Annotated in this window: 14 protein-coding genes and 1 pseudogene; 7 read left to right on the forward strand and 8 right to left on the reverse strand. The window is 70.4% G+C overall.

Annotated elements, in window-relative coordinates; translation table 11 throughout:
• Nucleotides 1-66 precede the first annotated feature (66 nt).
• The 4 genes from C1I95_RS10830 to C1I95_RS10845 are packed head-to-tail and all read left to right on the forward strand — an operon-like array spanning nucleotide 67 to nucleotide 3,232.
• Nucleotides 67-492 (forward strand): TOBE domain-containing protein, encoded by a 426-nt coding sequence (locus tag C1I95_RS10830; protein ID WP_111213691.1) that lies wholly within the window; start codon nucleotides 67-69, stop codon nucleotides 490-492.
• The gene (modA, locus tag C1I95_RS10835) at nucleotides 489-1,283 is read left to right on the forward strand and encodes a molybdate ABC transporter substrate-binding protein (RefSeq protein ID WP_111213668.1); all 795 of its coding nucleotides are present in this window, start codon (nucleotides 489-491) and stop codon (nucleotides 1,281-1,283) included. Before C1I95_RS10830 ends, modA begins: the two co-directional genes overlap by 4 nt.
• A 3-nt stretch (nucleotides 1,284-1,286) precedes the next feature.
• On the forward strand, nucleotides 1,287-2,132 hold the full coding sequence (locus C1I95_RS10840; RefSeq protein WP_199523689.1) for an ABC transporter permease: 846 nt from the start codon (nucleotides 1,287-1,289) through the stop codon (nucleotides 2,130-2,132).
• Nucleotides 2,129-3,232 carry an ABC transporter ATP-binding protein gene (locus tag C1I95_RS10845; RefSeq protein ID WP_111213669.1) on the forward strand — a complete coding sequence of 368 codons (1,104 nt, stop codon included), beginning with the start codon at nucleotides 2,129-2,131 and terminating at the stop codon, nucleotides 3,230-3,232. Before C1I95_RS10840 ends, C1I95_RS10845 begins: the two co-directional genes overlap by 4 nt.
• A 17-nt stretch (nucleotides 3,233-3,249) precedes the next feature.
• On the opposite strand, the gene C1I95_RS10850 is transcribed toward C1I95_RS10845, so the two are convergent.
• Complete coding sequence (locus C1I95_RS10850; protein ID WP_111213670.1) at nucleotides 3,250-5,346, reverse strand: heavy metal translocating P-type ATPase; 2,097 nt, start codon at nucleotides 5,344-5,346, stop codon at nucleotides 3,250-3,252.
• A gap of 226 nt (nucleotides 5,347-5,572) precedes the next feature.
• On the opposite strand from C1I95_RS10850, the gene C1I95_RS10855 reads away from it, so the two are divergent.
• A complete protein-coding gene (locus C1I95_RS10855) occupies nucleotides 5,573-6,769 on the forward strand; it encodes a low temperature requirement protein A (RefSeq protein ID WP_233513518.1) in 1,197 nt (398 codons plus the stop codon).
• A gap of 194 nt (nucleotides 6,770-6,963) precedes the next feature.
• Here the strand turns inward: C1I95_RS10855 and C1I95_RS10860 are convergent, their stop codons facing one another.
• Nucleotides 6,964-8,268, reverse strand: a complete 1,305-nt coding sequence (locus tag C1I95_RS10860; RefSeq protein WP_199523690.1) for a reverse transcriptase family protein — start codon at nucleotides 8,266-8,268, stop codon at nucleotides 6,964-6,966.
• 305 nt (nucleotides 8,269-8,573) lie between these two features.
• Here C1I95_RS10860 and C1I95_RS10865 point away from each other — a divergent pair, with 305 nt between their 5' ends.
• Together C1I95_RS10865 and C1I95_RS10870 are read left to right on the forward strand one after the other, a co-directional pair.
• Nucleotides 8,574-9,155: an RNA polymerase sigma factor gene (locus C1I95_RS10865; RefSeq protein WP_111213673.1), complete on the forward strand. Its 582-nt coding sequence runs from the start codon at nucleotides 8,574-8,576 to the stop codon at nucleotides 9,153-9,155.
• Between the two features lie 119 nt (nucleotides 9,156-9,274).
• Nucleotides 9,275-9,994 carry a hypothetical protein gene (locus C1I95_RS10870; RefSeq protein WP_233513525.1) on the forward strand — a complete coding sequence of 240 codons (720 nt, stop codon included), beginning with the start codon at nucleotides 9,275-9,277 and terminating at the stop codon, nucleotides 9,992-9,994.
• Nucleotides 9,995-10,118: 124 nt separating this feature from the next.
• Here the strand turns inward: C1I95_RS10870 and C1I95_RS10875 are convergent.
• From C1I95_RS10875 to C1I95_RS10900, 6 genes and pseudogenes are all read right to left on the reverse strand, one after another.
• Nucleotides 10,119-10,367 (reverse strand): annotated as a pseudogene (locus C1I95_RS10875) (DUF4143 domain-containing protein); the annotation flags it as partial.
• 820 nt (nucleotides 10,368-11,187) lie between these two features.
• Nucleotides 11,188-11,610, reverse strand: a complete 423-nt coding sequence (locus C1I95_RS10880; protein WP_158566353.1) for a M67 family metallopeptidase — start codon at nucleotides 11,608-11,610, stop codon at nucleotides 11,188-11,190.
• Nucleotides 11,611-11,624: 14 nt separating this feature from the next.
• Nucleotides 11,625-13,199 carry a ThiF family adenylyltransferase gene (locus C1I95_RS10885; protein WP_111213676.1) on the reverse strand — a complete coding sequence of 525 codons (1,575 nt, stop codon included), beginning with the start codon at nucleotides 13,197-13,199 and terminating at the stop codon, nucleotides 11,625-11,627.
• The gene (locus C1I95_RS10890; protein WP_111213677.1) at nucleotides 13,196-14,212 is read right to left on the reverse strand and encodes a nucleotidyltransferase domain-containing protein; all 1,017 of its coding nucleotides are present in this window, start codon (nucleotides 14,210-14,212) and stop codon (nucleotides 13,196-13,198) included. The genes C1I95_RS10885 and C1I95_RS10890 overlap by 4 nt, the downstream gene beginning before the upstream one ends.
• A gap of 203 nt (nucleotides 14,213-14,415) precedes the next feature.
• Nucleotides 14,416-15,498: an SAVED domain-containing protein gene (locus tag C1I95_RS10895; protein ID WP_199523691.1), complete on the reverse strand. Its 1,083-nt coding sequence runs from the start codon at nucleotides 15,496-15,498 to the stop codon at nucleotides 14,416-14,418.
• Between the two features lie 220 nt (nucleotides 15,499-15,718).
• A complete protein-coding gene (locus C1I95_RS10900; RefSeq protein ID WP_146605691.1) occupies nucleotides 15,719-16,285 on the reverse strand; it encodes a hypothetical protein in 567 nt (188 codons plus the stop codon).
• Nucleotides 16,286-16,299: the final 14 nt, after the last annotated feature.

A 16,299-nucleotide genomic window follows, 5' to 3' on the forward strand; every position in this document is an offset into this window, starting at 1 on the left:
GGGGTTGAGGGTGCGGCTGGGTTTGGTGGTTCTTGGCCGTAGGTGCGGGGCACTACGATGGCCGGCGTGACGGTGTTTCGGATGGGCGAGGCGGCCGAGCTGCTCGGGGTCAGCGTGGACACGATGCGGCGCTGGGTGGACGCCGGGCGGCTCGCCGCGAGCCGGGACGAGCACGGCCACCGGGTGATCGACGGCGTCGACCTCGCCACGTTCGTCCGGGCCCAGGCCGGTGGTTCCGACGGCGGCTCGGAGGCGTCCTCGGCGCGCAACCGGCTGCGCGGCATCGTCACCGCCGTGGTCAAGGACGCGGTGATGGCGCAGGTGGACATCCAGGCCGGCCCGTTCCGGCTGGTGTCGCTGATGAGCCGCGAGGCGGTCGACCACCTCGGACTGGAGGTCGGTTCGGTAGCCGTCGCAGTGATCAAGTCAACCACGGTCGTCGTGGAGAAGCCGATCACGACGGTCGGGAGTAGAGGGAGGGCCAACGCGTGAGAGCAGCACGGTTCCGCACCATCCTGGCCGCGTTCACCGTACTCGCGGTGGTGGGTCTGACCGGTTGCGGCGGCGATTCCGCCGACCCACCGGCGAGCGGCGACGGGGTGAGCGGCGAGTTGACGGTGTTCGCCGCCGCGTCGCTGACCGAGTCGTTCAAACAGATCGGCCAGGACTTCGAGGCGGCCCACCAGGGGGTGAAGGTGACCTTCAGCTTCGCCGGCAGCTCCGCCCTCGCGACCCAGATCAACCAGGGCGCACCCGCCGACGTGTTCGCCTCCGCCGCCCCGGCCAACATGAAGACGGTCACGGACGCCGGCAACGGCGACGGCGAACCGACCACGTTCGTCCGCAACCAGCTCGTCATCGCCGTATCCAAGGGCAACCCCGACGGGGTGACCGGCCTGAGCGACCTCACCAAGCCCGACGCGAAGGTCGCCCTCTGCGCCGAACAGGTGCCGTGCGGGGCAGCGGCGCGCAAGGCGCTGGACGCCGCCGGGGTGGCACTCACCCCGGTCACCCTCGAACAGGACGTCAAGGCCGCGCTGGCCAAGGTGCGGCTCGGCGAGGTCGACGCCGCGCTGGTCTACCGCACCGACGCGCTGGCGGCCGACGCTGCCGCCGAGGTGGACGGCATCGAGTTCGCCGAGTCGGCCGGGGCGATCAACGACTACCCGATCATCGTGTTGAAGGACTCGGCCAACAAGGCGGCCGCTCGGGCGTTCGTCGAGTACGTCCTCTCCGACACCGGCCGGAGCGTGCTCACCGCGGCCGGATTCCAGGCGCCGTAGCCGGTGCCCCGTACCGACGGCGAGGTGGCGCGGCCGACCACGGCCGTGCCACCGACGCGCACCAGACGCACCGGCCGAACACCGGTCGCGCTGCTGCTGCCCGCCGCGCTCGGGCTGCTGTTCCTGGTGCTGCCGCTGGTCGGACTGCTGGTCCGCACCCCGTGGGCCACCCTTCCGCAGCGGCTCACCGAACCGGGCGTGCTCACCGCGCTACGGCTGTCGGTGCAGACCGCCACCCTCGCCACCCTGCTCTGCCTCGCCCTCGGCGTACCCCTGGCCTGGCTGCTGGCCCGGGTCCAGTTCCCGGGCCGGCGCGTGGTGCGCGCCCTGGTCACCGTCCCCCTCGTGCTGCCGCCGGTGGTCGGCGGCGTGGCGCTGCTGCTGGTCTTCGGTCGACGCGGGCTGATCGGCTCGTGGCTCGACGAGACGTTCGGCATCACCCTGCCGTTCACCACCACCGCGGTCGTGCTCGCCGAGGCGTTCGTCGCCATGCCGTTTCTGATCATCGCGGTGGAGGGGGCGCTGCGCGGTGCCGACACCCGCTACGAGGAGGCCGCCGCCACCCTCGGCGCCGGGCGGTGGACCACCTTCACCCACGTCACGCTGCCGCTCGTCGCGCCTGGCATCGCCGCCGGAGCCGTGCTCTGCTGGGCTCGTGCCCTCGGTGAATTCGGCGCCACCATCACCTTCGCCGGCAACTACCCCGGCCGTACGCAGACCATGCCGATCGCCGTCTACCTGGCCCTGGAGACCGACCTGGAGGCCGCGATCGTGCTCAGCCTCATTCTGCTCACCGTCTCCGTGGTGATCCTGGCGAGCCTCCGCGACCGCTGGGTCAGCGCGCCATGACCGTCGGCCAGACCGTGCTCGGGGCCGCGCCGCCCCTCGGCGTGCCGCTGCTCGACGCCCACCTCGTGGTGGACCGAGGCGCCTTCCGGCTGGACCTGCCGCTGACCATCGACCCGGGCGAGGTCGTCGCGCTGCTCGGTCCCAACGGCGCCGGGAAGACCACCGCCCTGCGTACGCTCGCCGGCTTGCTTCCCCTCTCCGCCGGGCACCTCACCCTGGCCGGCCGCGACCTCGACCACCCCGGCCGGCGGGTCTGGACCCCCACCGAGCGGCGTCCGATCGGCGTGGTCTTCCAGGACTACCTGCTCTTTCCGCACCTCAGCGCGCTGGACAACGTCGCGTTCGGCCCGCGCCGGCACGGAATGAACCGGCACCAGGCCCGACACCGTGCGGCCGAGTGGCTGGCGCGGATGGGGTTGACCGAGCACGTCCGCCGCAAGCCACGGCAGCTCTCCGGCGGGCAGGCACAGCGGGTCGCCCTCGCCCGCGCGCTGGCCGTCGCACCGGCTCTGCTGCTGCTGGACGAGCCACTGGCGGCCCTCGACGCCCGTACCCGGCTCGACACCCGGGCCCAGCTCCAACAGCACCTCGCCGCGCACGCCGGAGCCACGCTGCTGGTCACCCACGACCCGCTCGACGCCCTCGTGCTCGCCGACCGGCTGGTCATCATCGAGCACGGTCACGTCGTCCAGGAGGGCAGCGCGGCCACCATCACGGCCCAGCCCCGCACCGACTACGTGGCCCGCCTGGTCGGGCTCAACCTGTACCGGGGCCGCGCCACCGGGCACAGCATCCTGCTCGCTGACGGCTTCCGGTTGACCACCGGTGACCAGCACGACGGTGAGGTCTTCGTGGCCTTCCCGCCGTCGGCCGTGGCCCTGCACCCAGGGCAGCCCGACGGCAGCCCCCGCAACACCTGGCCGGCCACCATCGCCGGCATCCAGCGCCACGGCGACAACCTGCGGATCCAGCTCACCGGCCCGATCGAGGTGGCCGCCGACGTCACGCCGGCCGCCGCCGCCCAGCTGAGGCTGACCCCCGGCCAGCCGGTGTGGGCCGCGGTCAAGGCCGCCGAGACCCGCGCCTACCCGGCCGGGTGACAGCTCGGCGGGCCAGCTCACGCCGGCGGGCGTAGTCGCACGCGGCGCAGCAGTTGGGCGTTGAGCGCCACCACGATCGTGGAGGCCGACATCAGCACTGCGGCCACCGCCGGGCTCAGTGCCACCCCGGCCCAGGCCAGCACGCCGGCGGCGAGGGGCAGCGCGACCACGTTGTAACCGGCGGCCCAGGCCAGGTTCTGGATCATCTTCCGGTACGCGGCCCGGGACAGCCGGATCACCCCGGTCACGCCGCGCGGGTCGGACGAGGCGAGCACCACGCCGGCGGACTCGATGGCCACGTCGGTGCCCGCGCCGATCGCGATACCCACGTTCGCCCGGGCCAGTGCCGGAGCGTCGTTGACCCCGTCGCCCACCATCGCCACCCGCAGCCCGCGCCGTTGCAGGTCCGCCACCGCGTCGTCCTTGTCGGCCGGCAGCACCTCGGCGAAGACCTCGTCCTCTCCCGAGCGGAACCCCAGGTCGGCGGCGACCGCCTCGGCGACCGGCCGGGCATCCCCGGTGATCATCACGATCTTGCGGACGCCCTGTCCCCGCAGGTCGGCGATGGCCTGCCGGGCCTCTGGCCGTACCTCGTCCTCCAACGCGAGGGCGCCGAGCACGGTGGCCTGGCCGTCGGCGTGGTTGTCGGGCAGGCGAAGCAGGTGCAGCACGGCGGCACCCCGGCGGGACCAGTCCTGCTGGTGCCGGGCGAGGTCGTCGGGCACCGTGGCGTCGAACTCCCGCAGCAGCGCCGGACCACCGACGGCGTAGCTCGCGCCGTCTACCTCGGCGCGTACGCCACGACCGGTCAACGACTGGAATCCGGTCGCCGTCCGCCGATCACCCTGCCGGGCGGCAGCCGCCACGATCGCCCGAGCCAGCGGGTGCTCGCTGTCGGCCTCCACGGCCGCCGCGACGGCGAGCACGTCCTGCTCGCTGGTGCCGGTGGTGGCGGCGACGCCGGCGACCGCGTGCTCGCCCCGGGTCAGCGTGCCGGTCTTGTCGAACAGCACCGTGTCCACGGTGCGCATCCGCTCCAGCGCCAGCCGGTCCTTGACCAGGATGCCGCCCTTCGCGGCCACGGCCGTGGACAGCGCGATCACCAGCGGGATGGCCAGGCCGAGCGCGTGCGGGCAGGCGATTACCAGCACCGTCACCGTGCGTACCACCGCCTCGTTCAGATTGCCCAGCGTGGACCACACCACCAGGGTGACCACGGCGGTCGCGGTGGCGATGTAGAACAGCCAGGCGGCGAACCGGTCCGCCAGCACCTGCGCCCGGCCGCTGGACTGCTGCGCCTGCGCCACCAGCCGCTGGATGCCGGCCAGCGCGGTGTCGTCGCCCACTGCCTCGATCCGGACCCGGAGCGCCGCGTCGGTGGCCACCGTGCCGGCCACCACCCGATCGCCGGTCGAGCGGGACACCGGCCGCGACTCGCCCGTGATCATGGACTCGTCCAGCTCGGCCTGACCGTCGGCGATCTGCCCGTCCGCCGGGACCCGCCCACCCGGCCGCACCAGGACCAGGTCACCGACGCGCAGGTCGGCCACCGGCACCCGCTCCGGCCCACCGTCCGGGCCGAGCCGTTCCGCGTCGTCGGGCAACAACGCGGCCAGCGCCGACAACGCGCCCCGGGCCTGGCCGATCGCCTTCATCTCCTGCCAGTGCCCGAGCAGCATGATCGTGACCAGCGCGGCCAGTTCCCACCAGAAGTCCAGGTCGAACGCGCCGAACGCGGTGGCCAGCGACGCGACGTAGGCGACGCTGATCGCCATCGCGATCAGCAGCATCATCCCTGGCGCGCGGTCCCGGATCTCGCGTACCGCGCCCTGGAGGAACGGCCAGCCGCCGTAGCCGAACACCACCGTGCCCAGCACCGGCCCCACCAGGTCGATCCCAGGGAACTCCAGCCGATAGCCGAACCAGTCCATCACCATGTGGCTGGTGGCCACGATCGGCACGGTCAGCACCAGGCTCAACCAGAACTTGCGGCGGAACACCTCCGGATCGTGCCCCGCGTGCTTGTCGTGCCCACCGTGCCCGGCGTGCTTGTCCTGGTGCGGGTCGGTGCCGGTGGGCGGGTTGCTGCCGTGGTGATGGGCGTCGTTGGACATCTCATCGCCTCCTCGCCAACACCATATACCCCCTAGGGGTATGGTGCACCGCTCCGGCCGGGGTGCGGTGGCGGTACCCGGACCGCCGCCGACCTCGCGGCGTCGCCCGGTCAGGGCTGGTGCCTGCCGGTTGTGGGCGCGTCGGGCCGGGGATTGGGCTAAGACTGCCTGAGTGGGGTGGCCGCACCCCGCGGACGGGTGGACCATGTTGCCGCGAAATCCGAACATGCTCCTGCACAAGGGCGAGGCGACGCGACGGGCGTCGTTCCTGGAGCTCTTCTTCGACCTGGTGTTCGTCTTCGCGCTGACCCGGGTGGTGGCCCGAGCGGTGGAGGACCTAACCGGCAGGGCGGCCATCCACCAGCCCGAGGCGGTCTTCGCCGGTGCCACCAAGACCCTGTTCCTGGTGCTCGCCCTCTGGTCGGTCTGGCACGGGAGCGCCTGGACCACCAGCCGCTACGACCCCTATCAACCCATCGTGCAGTCCACCGTGCTGATCGCGCTGGTGGCCAGCATGGTGATGGGAGTGGCCATCCCGCGCGCCTTCAGCGTCAACGCGGTCGCGTTCGTGGCCGGCTATCTGATCGCGCAGCTCAGCAGATCACTGTTACTCGCGATCGCGCTACGCGGCCATGAACAGCAGCGGCTCGAGCTACGGATATTCATCACCTATTCGGCGACCGCGGTGCTGTGGATACTTGGCCTCATCTTCGCCTGGTCCGGGGCCCGACTGCTCTTCTGGCTGCCGGCCCTGGTCATCGAATATCTGGCCAACCGATTCGGCTGGCCGGTGCCCGGCCTCGGCCGCTCGGCCCCGCACACGTGGTCCATCGCCGGTGAACATCTGGCCGAGCGCTACCAGCAGTTCTTCCTCGTCGCGCTCGGCGAGGCGGTGCTGGTCACCGGCCTGACCTATTCCTCCGGCTCGCGGAACCCGGCGTCGACCGCCGCCTTCGCGGTCACCATCGCCGCGTCCATCCTGATCTGGCGGATCTACTTCTACCGGGCCGGCCAGATTTTCGCGGAGGCGGTCCGACAGAGCCGCCGACCGGCCCAAATCGGCTCGTCCGCCGCCGACTCGCACCTGCTCATCACCACCGGAGTGATCACCACCGCGATCGGCTTCGAGTTGACGATCGCCCAGCCCACCGGAAACACCCCGTTCGCCTGGCTTCCGGTGATCCTCGGCGGCCCAGCGCTCTACATGGTGGGCCGGTCCCGGTTCGAGTACGAGGTGTTCAACCGGGTCTCGCCGTCCCGCATCGTCGCCGTCGGGCTGCTGCTGGCGCTCATTCCCGTGCTGCTCCGGGCACCGCCGCTGGCTGTCATGAGCGCCGCCGCAGTCGTCCTGACCGGTGTGGCGCTCGCCGACGCGCAGCGGGCACGCGGCAAGCCCCCCGAGCCGCCGGCCCCACCGATGTGATGGCACCCGTCGCGCTCACCCTCGACGGCCGGCTGCCTTACGGGCGGCTGGCTGCCTCACCTGCGGTCGGCTGCGTCGCCTGCGGCTGGCTGCCTCACGGGCGGCTGGCTGCCTGGCCCGCGGCTGGCGGCCTCGCCTGCGGTCGGATTCCCAGCTGGTGCGGCACGACGGCCTGGCTGTGCCGTGCGGGCAGATCACCGGGCCGCGAGCGCCTCGGCCAGCAGCGCGGCCAGCTTGGCGGCGCGGGCCGGATGCTGGTGACCGATCCAGGCGACCCGCCCGGCAAGGTGGTCGGCGAAGGCGGGGTGGCCGGTGCGGTTCTGCGCGTCGAGCCCGGTACGGGCGGCGTTGTGGAGAAGGGCGCGAAGCCGGTCGTAGTCGTCCCGGGGCGTCGCGGGTCGACCGTTGACGACAAGTCCGGCGAGCAGTTGCCGGTCGCCCTGGCCGCGGACGCGGGTCTTGTCGGGGTGGATCCGGAAACCCTCATCCCGCACGATCTCACTGACGGCGGTGATGAGGCTGCTGGCGCTGAGATCGCCGGAGAAGGCGAGGTCGTCCGCGTACCGGGTGTAGGTCGCTCCGTAGGCGTCGGCGAGACCCGCGAGGCGGCGGTCGAGGCGGTACGCACACAGGTTCGCCAGCGCGGGTGAAGTGGGCGCCCCCTGGGGCAGGTGCCCGGCGCGCAGCGCGGCGAGCCGGGCCGACCGGTGCGGCAGGTCGCTGGGCGCCTGGCGCAGGACGCTCGACGGGGTGCGGGTGGTGCAGAGTCCGGTGAGGGCGTGGGCGACGGCCTCGGGGTGGCCGGCGGTGCGGAACAGCCCGTACACCCGGGTGGCCGGGACGCTGCTGAAGAAGGCGAGCAGATCGACCCGGACGACCACCGGTTGGCCAGCGTGGGCGGCGGCGAAGGTGTGCGCGGAGCGACCAGGCACGAAGCCGTGCGCCGCGGGGTGCACCGGAATCGGGCCCAGAACCTCCGCGAGGAGCCGTCGTTGCAAGGCACCGAGTCGGGGTTTGGGTGCTTCGATGAGTCGTCCGCGATCGGTCCACCGGCAGCGGTAGTGGTGCAGCCGCTGGTCGCTGGCGCGGCGGTTCATGGCGCGTCGGTCGGCGTACCAGTCGAGGTGTTCGACGCTCAGCCGCAGCAGCGCGGCGAGGGCACCGACGTCGTCGATGAGCGGGGTGTGCCAGGGGCGGCGGACGGTGCGGGTCGCTGCCACGGGCCGGGTGCGGATGACGATCGGGCGGCCTTGCCAGCGGGCAGCGGAGATCGCGTCGCGCAGCGGGTCGAGGGTGGTGAGGAAGGCGGCCAACTCGCGGGGTCGGTCGCGCGGTGGGCGCGGGTAGGCGACCAGGACCGCGTCGGCGACCGGCCACAGCCACCGCCGCCGGACCCCGAGGACGAGGCCGCCACGGTGCACCAGATCCGGTCGACGCCAGCTGTCCTCGGCGAGGAACGCGTCGGCCAGCGCGGTGGCGAGCGCATGGACGGTGGTCACGGCGGCCCAACGGATGGGGGCAGCGCGTCCCGACGATGCCCGGCCGTGCGGGTGCACAGGCTCGCGGAGCGTGCCGACGCACCTGTGGTGTGGTGCCTGGGTGAGTGTTGCGTCCCCGGGGTTGCCCCGGAGAGACCGTGACCGCGCCCCGCCTGGGGGAGCGGCCTGGTCAGCTCGGGACACGCTGCCATCCGTGCAGCCTAGCCAGCCCAGGCGAACGCCGGTGGCCGCCCTTTCCGCTGTTGCCGGCCGCGATGCCGATCCGTTAGCTGCAACAGGGATGTCCTCGGCGGCCATAGTGTGGTGTGACGCATCAGGTACGGCTGTCGGACGAGGAGCTCTGGTCGTCGATCACCGCTGGTGACCAGACGGCCTTCGGACGGCTCTTCGACCGGTACTCCCGCGCGGTCTACAACCATGCGTTCCGGCTGACCGGGTCGTGGTCGACGGCCGAGGATGTCACGCAGGTGACCTTTCTGGTCGCCTGGCGCCGCCGAGGCGAAGCCCGCCTGGTGGAGGGTTCGGCGCTGCCCTGGTTGCTGGTGGTGGCGACCAACGCGGTGCGTTCGGAGTGGCGGTCGGCCCGCCGGTGGCTGGCCTTGCTGCGACGGCTGCCGCCCGAACGGCACGACGACGGCGATCTTGCCGAAGAGGTGGCCGCCCGGCTGGACGACGAGCGGCGAGTGGCCCAGATCCTGGCCGTCGTGCGCCGACTCTCGCCAGCCGAGCGGGAGGCGGTGGCGTTGTGTCTGTGGTCGGGCGTCTCGTACCCGGACGCGGCGGTGGTGCTGGGGATCAGCGAGGTGGCGGTGCGCTCCCGGGTCAGCCGTGCCCGCAACCGCCTGGCCCGCCTGATCCCCGAAGAGATCAAGGAGGAGACTCGGTGAACAAGATCCTTGACCCACCCGCAGAGCGGAACCTGCCGCCGGCAACAGCGCGCAGGATGCGAGAGCACCTCCTCCGCGCGACGGGCCGTCGTCCAGCCCGGCCCCGTCTGAGGGTCGCGGTGGCCGCGCTGGTCCTGCTGGTCGCGGCATCCGGCGTGGCGGCGGTGGTGTGGAACCGGCCGGACGGCCAGGACGTCCAGGTGCTGGCGATGGGACCCGGCGAGCTGTCACCCACGCTGCGCACGGCGGCCGAACAATGTCTCAGGTGGAACGCCTATGAGGCAGCCGGGCGAGCCGAGGGCGAGCGCCAGGTCTCGCTCTCCCTGGCCGATCTTGCGGTCGCGACGGAACGAGGTGACCGCGCACTCGTGCTGTTCATGAACGACATCGGGTACGCCACCTGTGACCTGCGGTCGGCCGGGCCGAACCGGGCACCGTCCGGCGCGGCCGCAACCAACCCATGGCCGCACGGCAGTTGGCTGCCCGGTCCCGTGCAGCGGCTCCTGTTGACGTCCACCGAGGCCGGCGGCGGGGAAGTCAGCGTCAGCGGCCGAGTCAGCGGACGCGTCGCCCGACTGGTGCTCGACCACGGCGATGGCCGTACGACGGTTGCGCGCCTTTCCGGCGGGGCGTTTGGCCTGATGACCACCGGCGCTCGACTCAAGATCGACCACGGCCCCGAGCTGGTCAGCTACGACGATCGGGGCGTGGAGATCGACCGGCGCCCGCTGTTCCAAGCCGAGGACCAGTTCGCCCACTGCTACACCACCCCGACCGGGAAGCTGATCTACGGCAGGCCGGCCGCCGACTGCCTACCGGCCGAGGCGTGGCACCGGTAACCGCCGCCGAGGAACGGAAGCTACGGGTGTGTTGCTGCGCTGGCCTGCTGAAGATCAGCAGGCCAGGTAGCTCGGTGATCGATGAGCCTCACCCTGACCGGAGCGACCTGTGAAGAGAGCGAGGTCAGCCTGCCGACGGGGCGGGAACCTGCCACAGGGCACTGACTGGCAGGGCGCGGAGTCTGTTGCCGAACGGCAGCGTCGAGGTTCCGGTGTAGAGGACGATGCCGGCGATGAAGTCGTCGCCGAGGCGGTCGGCGAGTCGGCGTAGCCCGCGGAAGTCCTCGGGGCCGACGGTGGTGGCTGCTTTGACTTCGATCCCGACGGCGTGGGCGGATCTGCTCGCGAGCACCGCGTCGACTTCGTACCTGCTTTCGATCTGCGAGGAGATCCGCTTTCGACTTGCGGCAACCTATGTTCGATATGCGGGGTCCTGGTGTTCGATCTGCGGCCGTCGACCGTAAAGATCGAACTCGTCTCCCACGCGACTTGGAGCAGGCGCGTCAACGCCCTCTAGGCCGTTATCGATGACAAGGCCCGCTGGAGACGAGACGGCGTCGGCGTTCGGTCGGCCCTTCGACCGGAAGGTCACGGTGGCCGACTGGCGGTCGCGAACTGAGGTTTGTGTGCTCGACCTGCGGTCCTGGGCTGGGAGAACAGGGGCTGGGTGAACGTGGGCCTCTCCCTGCCACCTCAGGTGAACCCCAGGTCGCTAGACTGGGCCCTCGCGCCCTCGTAGCTCAGGGGATAGAGCATCGGTTTCCTAAGACGATGCTCTATCTGTACCCCAAGGCTGACTACCTGCGGGTTCCTATTTTGTTTTCGTGTTAGTGGGTCGCACACGCGCGTTGCTGTGCTCGCTTGCCGAAGATCAGCAGAACGGGCGTAAGTCCTGCTCAGGCCGTGCTTCGGTCGGTTCGACGCGTCCTTATCAGATCCGGCAAAGTTGCCGCGCCGCGTCAGTTGCGGTGCTGCGAGAGCGTGGGTCAGCAGCGTGGCGAGTTTGGCTGCGGGTGCCGGGTGGTGATGACCGACCCAGAGAACTCGGCCGATGAGGTATTGAGCAAGTCGGGGTGGCCGGCCCGGTTCTGGCCGGCGAGGCCGGTGCGGGTGGCGTTGTGGAGGATGGCGCGGAACTGGTCGTATTCGTTGCGGGGTGCGGCGGGGTGGTGGTTCTGGCGATGGGGAAAGCTTCAGGCAGTGACCTCGAGGACCGTCTGTGACCTGCCACGACGAGCCGCTCGTATGTCGAGGACGCCGCCGGAGCGGTGCACGATGAGCAGCAGCGGCCGGGGGTAGGCACGGGAGGCGCTGCGGATGGATTTGAGGTCCTGCGCGCTTGCCTCACAGGGCGCCGGATGGCTGTGCCAATCACCGACATAACCCATCCAGGGGTGCCCGAGAGTGGCGATCGCCCGGTCGAGGGCCTGCTGGGCAAGGTTCTCGCGCCGGATCCACGAGGTGCCGGAGGCGGCCGGATCCACTACCTCGACGGCAGAACGGACGATCACCCTGTCGCTGTCCCACCACCCAAGAAGCAGACCGCCGGCCTCCAGCGGTGCGGCACGTCCGGCCGCTTCGTTAATGGTCTGACGAGCGTCGGCGTGAATCACCACTGGAACAGGGCCGGTCACAACGCCACCGGGACGGAAACGGCATCTGGTGTGAGCAGACCGAGCCGGTCGAAGGGCGGATCAGGCTGGGGCCGGCGAACGTCCGCCATAGTCGCCGGCAGGGCGCATTGGTGGGTCGCCTCGTCGATGACCATCCGGCAAGCGAGTTCGGCGGCGGCGATGACCGCCGCTGGTGGCGTCCGCGAGACAGGTTCACCGCACCCGGCCTCCCGTACTCCTGCGCGGACTGGTTCGCTGGTCAGGGCCGGTAGGTGTTGCTCTGCGCGGCGCAGGGGGAAACGGTCAGCTCTGATGATGTCGCCCTCGCGCTGTACGCAGGCGGAGATGACTGTGTGACCGGTCCCCGTGCCGACGATGTCGGCGGCCGTCGCGAGCAGGCTGCTGGCGCCGGCGTGGGCGGTGGCGTCGAGCACCACGTTGTGGGTCTTGACCAGTTCGACGGCGTCGCCCAGCCGGGTGATGTCCCGGTTCCGCCGCTCCACCTCGCCGACGTCGAAGCCCGTGGCCGCCAGCCGGTCCATGACAGCTGTGACCTTGTACTTCCCGGCGTCGTTACTGCCGGCGAGGTGACGCACGACGTTGCCGGGACGCAGACGTTCACCGTCGATCAGGGTGAGACGGCGGACGCCGGAGCGGAACAGGATGTCGGCGGCGAAAGACCCGAGCCCGCCTGCACCGACCACGGCGATCCGGACATTAGCCAGTTCCACAGCGGTGTCACCCGCACGTATCGACCGGGTGGCCAGGCTGGTGTCGGCGCTTTCGCAGGCTGTGATCGACGGAGCGGGGCCGCCGCGCTGTACGGCAACAGCCAGGGCCGCGCGGTGGCCGTTGCGGGAGTACCTCAGCAGGAGATAGCCGACGGCACCGAGCGCGATCAGACGAGTGACTTCATCGGCACGTCCGAGAGCCTGCGCGAGATCGGTCCATTCCCGAGGTGGGCAGCTGACCTCGCCGAGATCATCGACCCACGCGAGTCCACGGTCCTTCGGATGTAGCTGCTGACGTCCCCGCGGCGCGATGACCCCCGGCCGCCGGTTGCCGGTCACCTCGATGGTGCGCGGTGTGGGCCCCGGTGCCGTCTTGAAAAGCCCGACTCTTCCGGCAAGCAGGTCGGCGTCGTAAAGCACGAAAGCGCCGGCGTCCGGCACCAGGTACCGCTCGAGGTCGCAGACATCGTCGTCCGGCCATCCCGCGGCCGTCTGTTCCAGCCAGTTCCGCACCCGGTCTAGCAGAACCTGGGGTTCGCGCCATGGTGCGGCGTCGACCGGATGGGCACTGCCGTCCCAGAGGCAAAGGTTGCCGTGAAGCCCTGGCAGGGCGGGCCGGTCGATGTGGAAGGTCAGCTCCATCGTTGTTCCTGGGTCGAGCACCCGAACCGCTGGCGCGGCGAACGGAAACCGATCGGTCAGCTCCACCTCGATGCGGGCGTGGACATGGCCGTGGACGGGGTGCTGCCACGCCAGGTCGCCGCGTAGCCGATGCCCGTCGTCGCCGAAGCCGAGTTCCCCGAGGCGCGCGCGCCAGGAGTCGGCTTCGGCGACGAGGTCGCTCTGCCAGGAGCTGGTCATGCGTAGCGGCCGCTCCCGGCCGGAACGGTGGACGCGCCCCGGGTCACCGCCGACGTCCGCTTCCTGGTGCCATCGGCGTTGCAGTACTCCGGCAGCGGGAAGACGTACTCCTCGGTCGTGGTGTTCTTGGTCGTGCCGAGCAGCTCACGCCATTTCACCGCGGCTGGGCAGTCCTCCGCGTCCAGGGCGTCTTCGGCCAGCGTCGCCGCCTCGGCGATTCGGTCGGCCGCAGCAGCCAGCTGCTCCGGCGTGGCCTTGGTCTTGATCTTCTTGCCGTCCAGCGTCGGGTCATCGAGGCCCTCGTCGGCGATGTCCAGGAGCAGGTCGGCGATCTCGCGGAGCACGACGGTCAGGTACCCGGCGTACGTCGTCTCGTCCGGCTTGAGGTTGCTGAACGCGTGATACGTGAGAACTTCGAAGAAGTAGCCGCCGGGCTGGTCGTCTACCCAGACCCGGCGGATCTGACGGACGAGCTTGACCATGGGAACGTAGACCCCGCTGCTGGGATCGTCGTCGTAGAGCAGGTAGTCCTTGTTCGCCTGCGTCGTCAGCTCGGCCATCTTGGTGGGGTTGGTCTCGACCCACCGGGCGTTCCCGTCTTTCTCGATCTTCTCCGGGATTTCCCAGTGATCCCCGCACGGCCGGGCGATGACCACATCGACGGACAGGCCGTAGTCGGGGAAGTCCACCATCACGGACCGGTGCTGGCGCGTGACCCGGCCGGGGAACGCCGCCTCCAGTACAGCCTGGACGTGGTCGAGGATCTTGCCGGGGCGCAGGTCTTTACCGGCCTTGCTCAGTCGGGCGAACACGTCGACGTCCTTGACCCGGCGGATAGACACGTGCCGGCCGTAGGAGCCGATCAGCAGCGGATCGACCCCGAGCTTCACCAGGAGGTCGTCCGCCTCCAGCGCTGCCGTGACCTCGGCATGCGCCGACTGGGCGTTCTTGGCGTCTTCGTTCGGCTCGATGTTGCTCAGTGCCGTCTTGAAGTGGGTGGCCAGCGTGGCCATGTGCTCTCCGTTCCCTGGGCTGGCAGGTGCGCCTGGTACGGCCGCCGAGGGGTGGGGTCACGGCCAGTTCCTACGACGCTGTAGGTGGCACCCGCATTCCCGAAGGAGCCGAGCACCGACGAGACGGTACGGCGCGGGTACGACAACCTCGCCCCGCCAGCAGGACCGGCCGCCAGCCTTGGGCGTACTGGCGGAACGCCACGTCAGCCGTTCGGGGGAGCAGGGAACGGCTCGTACACGTTCGCAACAGGGTTGAAGGTGTACGCCGTCCACTGCCCGGGGGTCGGCGCAGCCAGCCGGGCACCGAGCGCCACAGCGATCGCCACCGGCCCGCTCAGGAAGATCGCGTGGTGACCCGTCCGCGCCTCGGCCGGCAACGGCGCGGTGTCCCACGCGTTGCACGTCTGCGAGATGACCCCGTTGAACGTCTTCATGACCTGCTTCAGCAGCCGGTTCTCGTTGCGAAGCAGCAGCAGCCACCCGATGCCGCGCTCACGACACGCCTTCACCACCGCGTCCCGGAACTGATCCCCGCGATTCTGCAGATCGAGCGCGAGCGCCACCTTCGTCATGTCGCCGCCATCGATCGCCTCCAGCCGCTCCACCGTGAGCGGGGCGGCTTTCACGTCCACCGCCCGCAGCGACGTCGCCGCGAAGAACGCCGGAGACCCCGTGTCCTGCCGAAGCTCATGCACGGCGACATGCTGGGCGTGCGTGTACCCCAGCCGCGCGCCCAACCAGAACGCCACGTGCAGCGGCATCGTGGGGATCACATTGACGTGGGCTGCGTCCGGAGCGAGCCGCTCCGCGATCGTCGTGGCCCGTAGCGTCTCCTCCGCCAGCAGATCAACCAGTTCACGATCACGAACGGGATCACCCGACAACTCGATCTCCGCCTTGAGCGTCACCGCCGCTGAACCCTGGCTGAACCGCTCCGCCTGTTGATTCCGCTGCTCGGCACGGGCCCGTCCGCGATGGACATCCACTGCGTTCACGATGATCCCCACCCGCAGCCCCATCCGAGCCCGGTGTCTCAACCAGAAGCCGACCGCCATAAAGACCAGACCCACGATGACGGCCACCACGAACCACACCCGGCCCGGCTTCTCACCGGTCATCACCGACTTGCCCGCCTCCGTCAGAAACGTTCCGGCGACCAGGCCCCCCATCGCGATGACAGCCGACCCATCGGCCACCAACGCACGCAAGCCCTGCGCACCGACGGGCTGGCCGCCCGCGCCCACCACCGTCAAACGCGGTGTATCGAAACGCTCCACGATTGTCACGAAACCACCACCGTCACAAAGAGACAGGCCCGTCCTGATCGTGAGGGAATCCGTCGATGACCTAGACCGGGCAGTGCCTCGATAGCGTAGGACATGGGGAACAACCATTATCCGTCCGGCACCGAGCACCGCCGATAGGCCGTAACCGGCGGCCCGGAACCCGCTTCACGGCCTGTTCCCCGCTCGACGTGGGGGTGGAGCGGTAGGTGCGGCCCGCAGCCTAGTCTCCGGGCTTCCGGCTCACCGCGTACGTGATCTGCTGGCAGTTGGCGTTGACGATGGCGCTGAGCGCTTTCACCAACTCCCAGTCGGCGGGCGGCAGGGGCGCGCTGTTGGGTTTGGTGATGACCACGGTGATTGGCTGAAGTGGATCATTGGCGCGGATCAAGCAGGAGTTCCAGATCAGGCTTTGGAGGGCGGTGAGCGGCCCCCAGATGATGAACTTGGACGCGCCGGTGGGGCCGTCGGCGAAGCACCTCATGGGCTTTATCTCGATCGTGTTCGGCCTGGGCGACCACTGGTCTCCGAGCGCGAGACGGACGACGGACGCTGGGCCGGGGTAGGTGCGTTTCGTGAAGGTCGCGATCGTCCCGATGCCCTCGAGCGCGCGTCGATACTCCTTCGCCGGCCCGTCCTTGATCCAGACCCTGATTTGATGCGCCGTCATGAACGGCGCCAGTCTGCCGCCGATCTTCGGGTCCTTCACGAAGCGGTTGTACATATCGGTGGCGGCCGGTGCGGATAGTTCCTCCCAGCGTGCGGCGTCCATCTGGCCGACGATTTCCATGAGGACCTCGGTCC

Origin of the sequence: Micromonospora craterilacus, assembly GCF_003236315.1 — a bacterium.
Taxonomy (GTDB): Bacteria; Actinomycetota; Actinomycetes; order Mycobacteriales; family Micromonosporaceae; genus Micromonospora; species Micromonospora craterilacus.

Coding starts and splice junctions, on each gene's coding strand:
- C1I95_RS10845 (WP_111213669.1), top strand. CDS start 2,129: ATGACCGTCGGCCAGACCGTGCTCGGGGCCGCGCCGCCCCTCGGCGTG.
- C1I95_RS10850 (WP_111213670.1), bottom strand. CDS start 5,346: ATGTCCAACGACGCCCATCACCACGGCAGCAACCCGCCCACCGGCACC.
- C1I95_RS10855 (WP_233513518.1), top strand. CDS start 5,573: ATGCTCCTGCACAAGGGCGAGGCGACGCGACGGGCGTCGTTCCTGGAG.
- C1I95_RS10885 (WP_111213676.1), bottom strand. CDS start 13,199: ATGACCAGCTCCTGGCAGAGCGACCTCGTCGCCGAAGCCGACTCCTGG.
- C1I95_RS10890 (WP_111213677.1), bottom strand. CDS start 14,212: ATGGCCACGCTGGCCACCCACTTCAAGACGGCACTGAGCAACATCGAG.
- C1I95_RS10900 (WP_146605691.1), bottom strand. CDS start 16,285: ATGGAAATCGTCGGCCAGATGGACGCCGCACGCTGGGAGGAACTATCC.